This window comes from Candidatus Omnitrophota bacterium (assembly GCA_030650275.1).
Lineage (GTDB): Bacteria > Omnitrophota > Gorgyraeia > Zapsychrales > Fredricksoniimonadaceae > JACPXN01.
Genome location: JAUSEK010000023.1, coordinates 77,201 through 89,717, shown reverse-complemented (window position 1 = coordinate 89,717; position 12,517 = coordinate 77,201). Strand labels below are relative to the sequence as shown.

Below are 12,517 nucleotides of genomic sequence, written 5' to 3'. Positions count from 1 at the left end.
TCTTACGAGCCCAGGATATCTGCGTAGGCGTCCAGAAGTTTATCATTTTCCAGGTGAAGGAAGTGGCCCGCCCCCTTGATCGTCCTGATCTGTGAGCCGGGGATCTCAGAGGCCAATAAAATAAGATCTTCCGGGTCAATGATCGTATCATTTTCGCCCCTTAACAGGATGGTTTTGCAGGTGATGCTCTTTAGATCGATCACTTTATGCAGGGCCCCGCAGGCAAGAATAAACGAGCCGTGCTGGTAAAAGGAAGCTAACGCTTTTTGGTCCATACGTTCAAATTGGCTGATAATGGCGGCTTTTACTTTTAAAGGCAGGTCTTGGCCAAAACTACTGATCAATGTTTCGGCTATTTCCAGGCGGTTTTCCATGGGAAGTCGCGATCCCCGCGTGATCGTATCGATCATTGTTTGATTTGGTTTGGTGCCGATCCCGGCCAAAATAAGTTTTTTGGTCCGGTGGGGGTAACGAATGGTGAAACTCGCCGCAACTACGCCTCCCCACGAGGCCGAACATAACGTGAGCTTCTCTTGGATCCCGGCGGTCATAAGCAATTCATTTAAGATCTCAACCTGCTCGGACAGAGTAACATCCGCAGAACCCGCGTTAACCAGGCCTTTACCCTGATGGGGAAAATCAAAAAGCAGGATTTTATATTTATGAGAGAACCGGCGGACAAAGTCAATCCAAATCGCCATGGACTGCTGGATCCCGTTAATACAAACGAGGACTTCGGCTCCTCGCCCGTATATCCGGTAAGGAATTTGAAAACGGTCGATGTTGGCAATGCTTCTGGTAACCGGCTTGGCAGGTATTATCATTACTTTTAATTACTTTCTTTGTTGTCCTGCTAGAACATCGCCTTCATCCCGCCTGTAATAGTTTCAAACGGTACGACATCGATCTTTTTATGAATAGCTTTTCCATGAAGTACCGCTACCCCCAATGAAGTTGTGAAAGGCGCGACATTCCATACCATGAAAAATGAAAATATCAATTTATTATTTCATGGTAATCTCTCCGCCTTTCGGTTTCGCATTGGCAACAAGTGCGGGGTCAAGTGTGGGGCGGATCAGATAGACTTTTTCCCAGGTTTGTGCTTGCATGTTTAATAAATTGGTCCAATATTTTCCGCAAATTCTGCAGGGTTTTTTCCTCTTTTAATTGACCTTGTTCATCAAACGCGCTGTAAGCATTAGGTAAACCCACCATCGCGGGAAACACGTGTACGCCGAGCACTTCGAACGGTTGACGTGAATGCCACAAACTGCGAACACCACCCAAAGCGCCCGGAGAGGCCGCCAAAAGCAGCAAATGCTTGCCGCTTAAAGATACCGGCTTTTCGCGGGAAAGCCAATCCACAACATTCTTAAGAACTCCCGGAATACTGCCGTTATATTCCGGGGTGGAGATCAGCAGGGCATCCGCAGAGGCAATTTTCTTTCCAAGACGGATCGTTGTTTCGGGAATGCCGGAGGCGGCTTCAATGTCTCCATCATAGGGTGGCATGGGGTAATCCTTTAGATCCAGGAATTCGCCCTCAACCCCGGCTTCTTTGGCTAAACGCAGCGCTTCCCGGGCAAATTTTTTATTACAAGAGTCGGCCCGCAGAGAGCCGGCGAAAATAAGTAGATCCATTTTTTAAAACTCCATTCCTCTTTGCTGAAAATTACTGGGGGGTCGCTGGCTCAAACAGGTCAGAACCTGCCTGACGGCAGGCAGGCCTGTTTAATGGCCTCTTAACATTGGGCTAACTTAACAATAAATTAACCGGAACAGCCCATATGTTTTTGCCAAGCCTTAAAACATCGCGGCCATTGTAAGCCAATAATCCGCCAAGGCATTCTTTATTGCTGGCTAAATACGCTTTTATGCCTGCCAGATCGCTTTCTTTCCACCGGCTGCCGCTTTTTACTTCAATCGCGAGCGTTTTGCCACCCACCTCTATAATAAAATCGACCTCGTATCTGCCTTGAATATTCCAATAGGTAATCTTCGCGTCGGGATAATAAGCGGAAAATATTCCCTCTAAATTCTGCGCCACGTAACTTTCCAACAACGCCCCTCTTGCCATCTCGTTTACATTTGAATCTTTGATCTCCTCAAGGTAAGCGGACAGCCCTGTATCGGATAAATATACTTTAGGAGATTTAATAAGCCGGGTTGTTTTATTTTTAAAATGGGGCTGAACTCGGCTTAAAATAAATGAAGCTTCCATAAGCGAAAGATAGCGCGAGGCAGTGACAACGTTTAGTTTCGCGTCACGAGCAAGCTCACTTATGTTTAAGATCTTTGTATTCCGAAGAGCCACCAGATGCAAAAGATTTCGAAATGATACCAAATCCGCCACTTGAGCTAAGGAGCGTATATCACGCTCCAGATATGTTTGTTCATAGCCGCGAAACCACACCTCTGGCTTTTTTACCTGGCCAAGGCATACGGAAGGCATACCGCCTTTTAAGATTTCCTTTAACGAAACAGGATTGATTTCACGTTTAGGAAACGCGCCGGTATCAATAAAACACGCGAGGGCCGGTTTTTCTTTAATAACCCCTAACATTTCCCTTCGAGTAAATGGATGAAGAGTCATATAGACTGCCCTGCCAGCCAGGCTTTCGGCGACTTTTTTAAGGAGCAAGAAATTAGCCGATCCGCTTAAGAGAAATCTCCCGGGCTTGCGATTTCTATCCACTTCTTTCTTGATAACATTTAAGATCTCAGGATACTTTTGCGCTTCATCAATAGTAATGGGTTCTTTACCGGACAGGAGCTCCTCCGGATTACTGCGGGCTAATTCGAGAGTGTTAAAATCATCGAAGCTGACATACCTTCTTTTCTTTAATTGCGGCTGGTTTAAAAGAAGGGTGCTTTTACCCGTCTGGCGCATTCCGGAAAGCACCACCACTGGCATGTTTTCAAGCGACTCAATTAATGTTTTCGTAATTTCACGCGGTTGATAGATTGTCATAATTTAACATCTTATGTTACATCCTGACATATGTCAAGGCAAAATTCAATGCTCCTTATAACAGATTAAGGGTCAAAATGGGGTGAGTGACGGGATTTGAACCCGCGACCTGAAGATCCACAATCTTCCGCTCTAACCAACTGAGCTACACCCACCACTTACTACGTTTTTTTGTCCCAGAAAAAGTGGTTGGTCGTCCCGCATTCCATAATGTTTATTCCAGACATGCGGGGCACCCACCATTGTACGATAAAGCCGTGTCTGGATTCCCGACAGAAACATTCGGGAATGACAACAGTACTGAAAAGGGCAATACATTACCAAAAAACCCAAAAACACTCAACAAGAATAACGCCGCCCAACTGATATCATTTCTTGATTTTCAAATAGTCATTTGCCCATTTAATATGCCGCATCTGATTGTTGGCTGGCTTATCAAAACGGATCGACTTCGGGCAATCCGGAGTATTACGGACATAAAGCACTGCATCTTTCTCTGGACAATAAATCGCGTAATAATCGAATTCGTCTTTTGAATAAATTCTGGTGTGTACGCCGTGCTTATCCGCCCAGTTTCTCCTATACCGGACATCCACAGACCCATTCTTCCTTAATGTTGAGTATTTAATCTGGATCCTGAAAGTGGTGCCGTCCCGCCCAACCACAACAAGATCAAACGCTTGATGTTCTGAAAAAGGTATGCATGGCACATACCCCTTCATCGTAAGATCCGTAATGACCTTACAAAAACCTATATCTGCTTTATCTTTTGTATGATGCATCGAGTTAAATAAAAAACGCGCCTGGCACGGATCGAACGTGCGACCTACAGCTTAGCTTCCAGCATTAAGTTGCCTTAACCGTCCCGCAAAAGCGGGAGTTGCTGGCCGGACTTTCTCTTGGGCATCTCAGCCCCGCCGTGTAAAGTCTCTACACTCCCCACTTGGGTAGCTCGGTATTGCCCCCTAAAGGGTATCTACCGACTTAGCGACGTCCACTTCATGGGTTCTTTTTCCCCATGAAGGCTCCTGTTGAAGGCTGTTGCTCTATCCAACTGAGCTACAGGCGCATATGTTGAATAATCAGGCCTCAATCCTAACAAAATTCATCCGGCCTGTCCAGCCCCGCCAACGGCGGGGCCGGACGCCGAAAACATGGACCGCGGCAGTTGGAAACGGTCAATGACGCGCTGGTTGGGGCCGTTGCGTTTTAAAAAAATGATCGTATATCCATCCACGAACACCGGGGCCCAGTCCGGGTCGTCCACCAGCCGGACAAGGAAGGCCTGTCCCCACGGGGTCAGGTCATGCCGGTAAAAATACACCGCGTTAAACCCCCAGCGGCCGTCCGCTTTTTTCCAGACCTCTTTGTCCTCCTGCATCGGGACATACGTTCCCTTAAAAAATTCCGGCGGGAAGGCCTCCTGCCGATTGTCCACGAACACCGGCTCCCGGCCGTACAAATGATAGATCAAATATCCGCCGATATCGTAATTGCTGAACACCGGCCCTTGGATGCCGGTTTGCTTGAAAAACTCCGCTGACACATTCACCCCGGGGGCCAGACCCACACCGATGGGGCTGTTGCGCAAACCCGACGCCTGGATAACGCCCAGGACGAGGGCGGCGGCGAGCAAAAATACGCGGATGGTTTTCTGTATTTTTGGCGGTAACTTCCCCTCGGCCTGGCCGTAAAAAAAAGACCCCAGCGGGACCAGAAAAAACGCGAAGGGCGTCATCAGGCGCACGGCTTTAAGGCCGGCGCAGGCCGCGAACACGGCCAGCAGAATGAACGGCGCGTTGGCCTTCCATCCCCGCGCGCGCACGGCCAAAATGATCCCGACGACGGCAACGAGGACCAGCCCCAGATAATACGCGTATTCCTTCTGGCCCGGGAAACGGTCCATCATAAAAAACACCGTCTGATTTTCCGCAAGACGGTATCCGAATTCCTTAAAAATGTTCAACGGCGTCAAGGCGCCGGCCAATCCCGAGGGGTTAATGAGATCGACCGCCGACAGCAGGATCAGCAAAGGCCACAGGGCGCGCACACATACACTGCATTTGCGCGCATACCCTTCCCACAAGAATATCGCCGTCAGCAACGGCCCCATAAAAAAGAAAATATGGGTATTGACCCAAATGACCTGCGTTATTCCCAAAATGATCAAGACCGTCCGTTGCCGGACCTGCCCCAAAGACAGTTTGGTCAACAGATAAAAATACAGCCCCATGAATAAAAGGCTTAACCCCTCGGGGCGTATCTCCCGTCGGTCGGCCAGAATGGGCAGGGACAAAAACGCGAAAAAGATGGCCAGCGCGAAATGTCCGCGCAAAGCGGCCGCGCGCAAAAAAAAGAACAAAGCCCCCAGCAATACCCCGATATAAACGATGGACAGGCCCGTGAACCCGGCGCATTGATGCACGCCGTAGGACAGGACACCGAACAGCCAGTGATGGTTGATGAACGGATGATCGGGATGCGTGAAGGAATAAAAATTCCTGTGCAGGAGGTCCCATTGCCCCTGCAGGAGAAGTTCCCCGTTCTTGACGTGACGGCCGATGTCCACCGCCGTCAAATTGATGGGCCGGGCCAGGTCCGCGGCGAACAGGCCGAACAGAAAAACAAGCAGGAGGATCGTCAGGACACGGTCGCGCATTAGAAATCGTCCAGCAATTGGGCGGTGCGGACAGCCTTGCTCTGTTGAAGGATCTCCCGCGTTTTGATTTCGGCCTCGGCCAGAACAATGGTGCTTAACTTTTCATGCACACTGGGTAAATACCGCGCGTCCATACTGAAACGCCGCAAACCGATCCCTAATAAAAACGGCAGGAATTGGACGGAATGGGCCATGTCCCCGCAAACGGACACGTCCTTGCCGTATTTGAGTCCGGCATCCGCCACTTTCTTGAGCGCCCTTAACACCGCCGGATGATAAGGCATATACAAGTCCGCCACCTTTTCATTGTTGCGGTCCACGGCGAGCAGATACTGGATGAGGTCATTGGTGCCGATGCTCAAAAAGTCCGCTTCCTGGGCCAATTCGTCAATGATCTCAATGACCGAAGGCAATTCGATCATGGTCCCTATGGGCGGGTCTTTAATATATTTTATGCCTTCTTTGGCCAGGTCATGGGCGCATTCCTGCACAATGCCTTTGGCTTCCAAAAATTCGTCCACCGAAGAGATCATGGGGAACAAAACACGCATGTCGTGGCCGTGGCCCGCGCGCAGGATCGCCCGTATCTGCTGGATGAACACATCCTTGTGTTTTAAGGAAAAACGGATGGACCGCAGACCCAAAAACGGGTTCTCTTCCCTGCCGTAATTGTAATGCAGCAGGATCTTGTCCCCGCCGATATCGAGCGTGCGAAACGTGATCTCTTTGCCTGGCATGCCTTGCACAAGACGGCGGTAGATCAGATACTGTTCTTCTTCCAACGGAAAATTGCTGCGGATCAAAAACGGGAATTCCGTGCGGTAAAGCCCGATGCCGTCGGCCTTGAATTCGTTGGCGGCCTTCAGGTCCCCCAACAGATTGATGTTGGCCATGAGTTTGACGGCAACGCCGTCTTTCGTCTTCGGATGTTCCCGGATCAGGCGTTTGAGGCGGTCCAGGTCTTTGTTGAGGTCCTCACGGTCCAGGACCTTGCGGACCGTGTCCTCATCAGGATTGATATGGATGGTGCCCATGACCGCGTCCAAAAGGACCCGGGTGCCGCCGGGCACAGCTAAAAGCCCGGGTTCATCGGCGATGACCAGAGGAATGTTCAATGAACGCGACAGGATCGCCACGTGCGAGGTCACCCCGCCGTTGAGCAGGATGATGCCTTTGACTTTTTGCGAAAAAAGTTTCAGCACATCCGACGGAAAAAGTTCACGGGCAATGACGATGCGGCCCTCGAAATCCGCGTGAGGGTCTTTTAAACCAGTCATGTTCTCCAGGACGCGCCGGCCCATGTCCTTGACGTCGTAAATTTTTTCCCTCAAATAACTGTCGTTGATGGACGCGAATTTGCGGACATATTCCTGCACCACGGACACGACCGCCTGCGGCGGATCGACGCCATGGCGGATCTGAGCGGCGATGACATCTGAAAATCCTTTGTCCTTAAGCATAAGGATCTGCGCCGTAAAGATGAGCGCGGCCACGTCAAACAGTGTTGTCTCGACCTGCTCCTGAAGGTCCTCCAATTGTGCCTCGGTCGCTTGCACGGCTTTGTGAAAATCATCTTCGGTGTGCGTGTGGGAGGTCTGGGTGAACCGCTGCAGGTCTGTCATGGCCTCATCCACGACAACGGCATTGCCCAGGGCCACGCCTTCGGCCCCCGAACGGCCTTTGACGAATTTCAGGTCCGCGGCAACGGCGGGGGCGCGCTTTTGACGTTCCTTGTCGTTGAGGGTGATGAGAAGCCGGGCGGTCTCAATGGTGGCGGCCAATTGGGAGGTCACGGCGCGGAAGATCTGGATGTCCTCGGGCGTGAAATAATTTTTCTTCTCGCTCTGGATGACCATGACCCCTATTTCAACGGTGCCGCGCAAAATGGGCACGGCCAGGAACGATTCAAACTTCTCCTCGCCGATCCCGGGGAAATAACGGAAATGCGGGTTATCTTTGGCCCGGCCTTCGCAGATGGGCCGGCGCTCCTTGAGGGCCTGACCCGTCAATCCTTCCCCCAGGCGCATTCTCACATGCCCGACGCAAGACGGGTTCAATCCGGTGGTGGCTTTCAGGACAAGCTCGCGGCTGTCCTGATAATAAAGGTAGATGGAACAGACCTCGCAGGCCATGTGCCGGGTGATCATGGCGGTTATTTTCCTAAGAAAATCCTCCATGCCCGGCGCGTCATGGAAAAGCCCGGTCAGTTCACCGACATCGCAGATGAGTTTGGCGTGGTCGCGTTTCATGATGCCTCTATTATATAGACCTTCGTTTTGATTTCAATGTTTTAACATGGTATACTAAAAAATACTGATTTATCTGCTTCACGACGGGGGATAGCGCAGTTGGCTAGCGCGCTTGCTTTGGGAGCAAGAGGTCCAGGGTTCGAATCCCTGTCCCCCGATCTTAACAGAATGCCGGTGCTTATGAAGTGGCAAAAGCCCCTGATCATCATTGCCGCCGTCGTCTTTTTCCTGACCGCGCTGACGGTCTACGTGAACCGCGTCATCCTCCCGGTCCAGGCCAAGAAATTCGTCACCTCCCAGGCCGAGGCGTTCCTCAAACGCAAAGTTGAATTCGAAGCCCTGCATTTCAACTGGGTCAAAGGATTTATCGTCGAAAAACTCAAGGTTTACCAAAAGGGCTCGCAAGATCAGGTCTTCCTGCAAGCCGATCGCCTGTCCTTCGGCCTCATTGTCATCCCCGGGGCCAAACAATACAAGGTCACCATCCCGTTTATCAACCTGGAACATCCCTTTGTGCATATCATACGTCGAGGGGTGGATGAATGGAATTTCAGCGACCTCCTTGCGCCGCCGGCTGGGGGGCCGCCTGTGGCCGTGACCGTGACCGGGATCAATATCAGCAATGGACAGGTCCGCATCAATGATGTTTCCAACGGCCGTAACTGGACGGAAATTCTAGGCAACCTCAACCTGAAAATATCCCTGTCTTACAAAGGCATTGCTTTTGATGTGTCGGCCTCTTTACCCCGGACACAGGGCCTGGTCACCACCCGTGGGTATTATCAGCCGCTCAACCAGGACCTGCACGCGGACGTTGATCTCAAGAACATCCGCCCCGCCGAATACCTGCGCTTCCTGCCTCCCGTTGAGGGGCTGTCATGGAAGGCCGGCACCGTCGAGAAAGTCCAATTGAGCATTGACCATGGCGGGAACACCCTCACCGTGCGCGCCAACGCGGCCCTCAAAGGCCTGGATGTTTCCTTTAAAGACCAAAGCATCAAAAGCGACGTCGCTTTAGAAGACATTAAGGCCCGTCAGGACAAAAACGGTCTTCAGATCACCGCGACCATGACGACAAAGAATACGGATATCCGGATGGACGCTCAAACAGTCCGCGGGAACTTCACCCTGAAGCCGCTGATCATCCAAATGAAAAATGAGCGCAGCATTGAAATGCTGACGGACATCAAGGCGGACAATGCCGCCGTTGTCCTTGACGCACAACAGTCCTTGACCGGCAACATCACCATGAACGTCGAGGCCTCTTATCCCCTGAAAGACCCGCAGGCCTTGACCTATACCGGGCACGTGAGCGTGGCTGATGGCCAGGCCAACGGTTTCCCCTTCGCGCCATTCAAGAACATCAGCCTCGACGCCGCGTTCAAAACCGATGAACTGACCATCAAAAGCCTTGTCCTTCAGGTATTGGACACCGACATCAAAGCAACGGGAACAGTATTGAATTTCAAGACGCCTGTCCTGAACATCCGGGCAGGAGCGGACAGGATCAACCTTGCCAAACTCAAAGATGCGTTCCCTCAGATCATGGATCAGTACGGGCTTGAAGTCAGCGGAACAGCATCGTTCCAGGTGCAATTCGAGGGTCTTGCCGGGGACCCCTCAAGCGCGAAGATCAAAGCCACGGCCGAACTTGCCGGCGTGAACGTGGCCAGCAAAACATTCAACCAGAGCGTCACGGGCATCTCCGGACACCTGGATGGCGCCCCCGACGCGCTGACATGGAACAATTTTACCGGGACTTATCTGGGCAAGGCCTACACGTTGACCGGAGGCCTTAATGATTTCAAGGATCCCGTCATCAAAACCACGCTGGACGGAGCAGACGTGCAGTTAAAAGTTGATATCCGCAAAAACGGGGACACCCTGACCATCAATGAATTGACCGGAAAATATTTGAACATCGCCTTTGGCGCCAGCGGCAATGCCGTCCTGTCGCCAGCCGATCCGCCGGTCCTGAACATTAACACCACAATGACTTTTCGTCTGGAAGACGTTGCCGTTCTTTTGCCCGAAGAACAAAAAAAGGCCTTTGAGGCGCTTAAACCGTCCGGCACCCTCAATGTCAACGCGGCCATCAAAGGCCCGGTACCGGACTGGAAACGTTGGACCACCGATGCCACCCTCCAAAGCGCGTCCGTTTCCATTTTGGGGTACACGGCCAATGACCTTCACATCACCGTCGGCCAGCGCGAAGGAACGATCAGCAACCTGACGGCGGACGCCAATGTCTATGATGGAAAGCTCCATGCCGTGGGTTCAGGCGACCTGAACGGCGCGGGTATCCCCTTTGATCTGGCCTTGAACATTGACGGGCTGGACCTGCATAAACTTAAAAATGACATCCCCAACCTCAAGGCGGAAGAGATCAACGGCAAGTTTTACATGACCATGTTGTCCAAGGGGATGCTGTCTGATATCAAAGGTCTGGAGGCCAAAGGGTCTTTGGCCATTCGGGAGGGCTTCTTAACGGAATTCAAAATATTCAAAGGGCTTTTGGATGTTCTCAACGAAGCCCTGCGCCTGGGCCAGTTGATGATCACCGACGTGGAGGGCAATTTTACGGTCAAGGACCGGAAGATCATGACGGACAATCTGCGCATGAAAAGCCCGACCATCGTCCTGCTGGGCCAGGGGTGGGTGGATTTTGACCAGATCTGCGATCTGACGATCGTGGTGGACATGACCAGCGGAATAGTGCCGCCCATCGCCCAGGACGTGCTTCAGACCTTAACCGTGCATATCTACGATAAGATCACCAACCCGAAGTTTGACAGAAAGATCTCCGTCCCCAGGGTCATCAACACCATCCTCAAATCGATCTTTGAATGACGTCCTTGATCTTTTTGAGCGCCCGCGCGCGGTGGGATATCTTTGCTTTTAAAGACGGTGATAATTCCCCAAAGGTCCTGCCGTAACGTTTTAAAAGAAAAACCGGGTCAAAACCGAAACCATTGGTACCGCGCTCTTCTGTAGTGATATACCCGCCGCATGTCCCCTGCGCAACGCTGATCTCTTTGGCCTTGCCATCCACCAGGGCAACAACGCAACGGTAACGCGCCCGGCGTTTGGACATCGGCATGCCTTGAAGCATTTCAAATAATTTTCGGTTTTTGTCTTTCTCACCGGCCCCCTTGCCCGCAAAACGCGAGGAGTAGATCCCCGGCGCATTCCCCAGCGCCGCAACTTCTATGCCGGAATCGTCGGCCAAGGCCATCTTGCCGGTGGCTTTGGCGACGGCCACGGCTTTCTTTAACGCATTGGCCTTGTAGGTCTTTCCGTCCTCGACCACGTCGGAAATCTTAGGATAATCCAGGAGAGATGTGACTTTGACGGGCAGGTCGGCCAACAATTCCTTGATCTCATTGACCTTGCCTTTGTTGCGGGACGCGACGATCAATTCTTTCACGGCACCTCTACGTGTATGCATACTCCGCGGTCACGGTCGTAGCGATGCCGCCGCGCGGGTTCATCACGACCTCTATTTTCATCCAGCGCGGATGGCAGGCCCTGACACAATCATCCAAAAATTTATTGGCCAGATGTTCGTGGAAGATGCCCACGCTACGGTAGGACACGCAATGCATCTTCAAAGATTTTAATTCCAGGCAGGTCTTGGCGGGCTTGTAACTGATGTTGATGGTGGCGAAATCCGGCAGACCTGTCTTGGGACAGATGCAGGTGAATTCCGGGATGGCAATGTCCACCGTATAATCGCGGTCGGGATATTGATTGTCCCACACCTCGATGGCCGGGGTCTTCAATTTGCGGATGTTCTTTTGCAGGCCTTCGTAGGAGCTTTTCATTCCTTCCTTCCTATGGCGTGGTGCGGGTGGCTTCGGTGGGGGCCCCCCGGCGGCGCGCAGCTGGTGCGAGCACCGACGGGGGTGACCGAAGACAGGACCCGCCCTTGCCATTATCTTAATTTCATGAATTTGTGGATCTGGGGCAGTATTCTAACATCGCTCAAAATTTTTGCACACTCTTTTGCCAGGTCCCCGCATTTGGCCACGACGCCCTGCTTCATTTCAAAATAATTGGGCTGAAGGATGAACGGGATGCACGCGTCAACGCCGGCCACGAGCAGGGCGGCTTGCCGCACGTCGGAGGCCTCCGTATCATTGGTGATGACCGTCTTGATGAACACCTCTTTGCGCCGGGCGATGCGCAAAAAATCCTTATGTTCCTGCCAGAACGGCTTTTCTTTCGTTGAACTGGGCAGTTTGATGTCCATGGCGATGATGTCCATGACATCGATCACTTCGGCCAAAGCATCAGGAAGGGTGCCATTGGTTTCCAGATAATTTTTCAGGCCCATGGCTTTTAAACGGGGCGCGAACGCCCGGATAAAGTCCTTGTGCAGCAGCGGTTCGCCTCCGGTCAAACTCGCCGAGTGGCATCCGGACGCGCAGGCGCGGACCTTGGCCTCAACTTCATCCGGCCCCATCTCCTGATAATTGCGCACGGTGTCGCCGATGGAATTGGGCGTATCACACCACGTGCAGTGCATATTACATTCGAAGAAACGGACAAATACTTGCCGTACTCCGGCATATGTACCTTCTCCCTGCACCGACGGGAATATTTCCATGATTTTTGCGTTCATTTTGTCCAATCACT

Annotated in this window: 10 protein-coding genes and 2 tRNA genes; 2 read left to right on the top strand and 10 right to left on the bottom strand. The window is 51.9% G+C overall.

What is annotated here, in order from left to right:
* Nucleotides 1–2: 2 nt before the first annotated feature.
* The 7 genes from Q7K71_06285 to ptsP all read right to left on the bottom strand — a co-directional run bounded on the left by Q7K71_06285 (nucleotide 3) and on the right by ptsP (nucleotide 7,879).
* A complete protein-coding gene (locus Q7K71_06285) occupies nucleotides 3–824 on the bottom strand; it encodes an alpha/beta hydrolase (GenBank protein ID MDO8675701.1) in 822 nt (273 codons plus the stop codon).
* 235 nt (nucleotides 825–1,059) lie between these two features.
* The gene (locus Q7K71_06280; GenBank protein ID MDO8675700.1) at nucleotides 1,060–1,641 is read right to left on the bottom strand and encodes an NAD(P)H-dependent oxidoreductase; all 582 of its coding nucleotides are present in this window, start codon (nucleotides 1,639–1,641) and stop codon (nucleotides 1,060–1,062) included.
* A gap of 112 nt (nucleotides 1,642–1,753) precedes the next feature.
* Entirely contained in the window at nucleotides 1,754–2,971 is a 1,218-nt protein-coding gene (locus Q7K71_06275; protein ID MDO8675699.1) for an ATP-binding protein, read from the bottom strand.
* A 78-nt stretch (nucleotides 2,972–3,049) separates the two neighbouring features.
* A tRNA-His gene (locus Q7K71_06270) sits at nucleotides 3,050–3,126 on the bottom strand.
* A gap of 213 nt (nucleotides 3,127–3,339) precedes the next feature.
* Nucleotides 3,340–3,753 carry a group I intron-associated PD-(D/E)XK endonuclease gene (locus tag Q7K71_06265; protein ID MDO8675698.1) on the bottom strand — a complete coding sequence of 138 codons (414 nt, stop codon included), beginning with the start codon at nucleotides 3,751–3,753 and terminating at the stop codon, nucleotides 3,340–3,342.
* Nucleotides 3,754–4,076: 323 nt separating this feature from the next.
* Nucleotides 4,077–5,630, bottom strand: a complete 1,554-nt coding sequence (locus tag Q7K71_06260; GenBank protein MDO8675697.1) for a hypothetical protein — start codon at nucleotides 5,628–5,630, stop codon at nucleotides 4,077–4,079.
* Complete coding sequence (gene ptsP / locus Q7K71_06255; GenBank protein MDO8675696.1) at nucleotides 5,630–7,879, bottom strand: phosphoenolpyruvate--protein phosphotransferase; 2,250 nt, start codon at nucleotides 7,877–7,879, stop codon at nucleotides 5,630–5,632. The genes Q7K71_06260 and ptsP overlap by 1 nt, the downstream gene beginning before the upstream one ends.
* A gap of 84 nt (nucleotides 7,880–7,963) precedes the next feature.
* Here ptsP and Q7K71_06250 point away from each other — a divergent pair.
* Nucleotides 7,964–8,037 (top strand) — tRNA-Pro (locus Q7K71_06250).
* Between the two features lie 22 nt (nucleotides 8,038–8,059).
* The gene (locus Q7K71_06245; GenBank protein MDO8675695.1) at nucleotides 8,060–10,729 is read left to right on the top strand and encodes an AsmA-like C-terminal region-containing protein; all 2,670 of its coding nucleotides are present in this window, start codon (nucleotides 8,060–8,062) and stop codon (nucleotides 10,727–10,729) included.
* Here Q7K71_06245 and rdgB read toward each other — a convergent pair.
* From rdgB to Q7K71_06230, 3 genes are all read right to left on the bottom strand, one after another.
* Complete coding sequence (gene rdgB / locus Q7K71_06240; protein MDO8675694.1) at nucleotides 10,710–11,327, bottom strand: RdgB/HAM1 family non-canonical purine NTP pyrophosphatase; 618 nt, start codon at nucleotides 11,325–11,327, stop codon at nucleotides 10,710–10,712. The two genes, Q7K71_06245 and rdgB, sit on opposite strands and share 20 nt — an antisense overlap.
* Nucleotides 11,314–11,703, bottom strand: coding sequence for a preQ(1) synthase (queF, locus tag Q7K71_06235; protein MDO8675693.1), 390 nt, complete (start codon nucleotides 11,701–11,703; stop codon nucleotides 11,314–11,316). Before queF ends, rdgB begins: the two co-directional genes overlap by 14 nt.
* Nucleotides 11,704–11,813: 110 nt before the next feature.
* Nucleotides 11,814–12,503 carry a 7-carboxy-7-deazaguanine synthase QueE gene (locus Q7K71_06230; protein ID MDO8675692.1) on the bottom strand — a complete coding sequence of 230 codons (690 nt, stop codon included), beginning with the start codon at nucleotides 12,501–12,503 and terminating at the stop codon, nucleotides 11,814–11,816.
* Between the last annotated feature and the right edge of the window lie 14 nt (nucleotides 12,504–12,517).

What these genes read in the sequence shown, in the direction of transcription:
- ptsP (MDO8675696.1), bottom strand. Translation starts at nt 7,879, where the DNA reads ATGAAACGCGACCACGCCAAACTCATCTGCGATGTCGGTGAACTGACC.
- Q7K71_06230 (MDO8675692.1), bottom strand. Translation starts at nt 12,503, where the DNA reads ATGAACGCAAAAATCATGGAAATATTCCCGTCGGTGCAGGGAGAAGGT.
- Q7K71_06275 (MDO8675699.1), bottom strand. Translation starts at nt 2,971, where the DNA reads ATGACAATCTATCAACCGCGTGAAATTACGAAAACATTAATTGAGTCG.
- Q7K71_06260 (MDO8675697.1), bottom strand. Translation starts at nt 5,630, where the DNA reads ATGCGCGACCGTGTCCTGACGATCCTCCTGCTTGTTTTTCTGTTCGGC.
- Q7K71_06285 (MDO8675701.1), bottom strand. Translation starts at nt 824, where the DNA reads ATGATAATACCTGCCAAGCCGGTTACCAGAAGCATTGCCAACATCGAC.
- Q7K71_06280 (MDO8675700.1), bottom strand. Translation starts at nt 1,641, where the DNA reads ATGGATCTACTTATTTTCGCCGGCTCTCTGCGGGCCGACTCTTGTAAT.
- rdgB (MDO8675694.1), bottom strand. Translation starts at nt 11,327, where the DNA reads ATGCATACACGTAGAGGTGCCGTGAAAGAATTGATCGTCGCGTCCCGC.
- Q7K71_06265 (MDO8675698.1), bottom strand. Translation starts at nt 3,753, where the DNA reads ATGCATCATACAAAAGATAAAGCAGATATAGGTTTTTGTAAGGTCATT.
- queF (MDO8675693.1), bottom strand. Translation starts at nt 11,703, where the DNA reads ATGAAAAGCTCCTACGAAGGCCTGCAAAAGAACATCCGCAAATTGAAG.
- Q7K71_06245 (MDO8675695.1), top strand. Translation starts at nt 8,060, where the DNA reads ATGAAGTGGCAAAAGCCCCTGATCATCATTGCCGCCGTCGTCTTTTTC.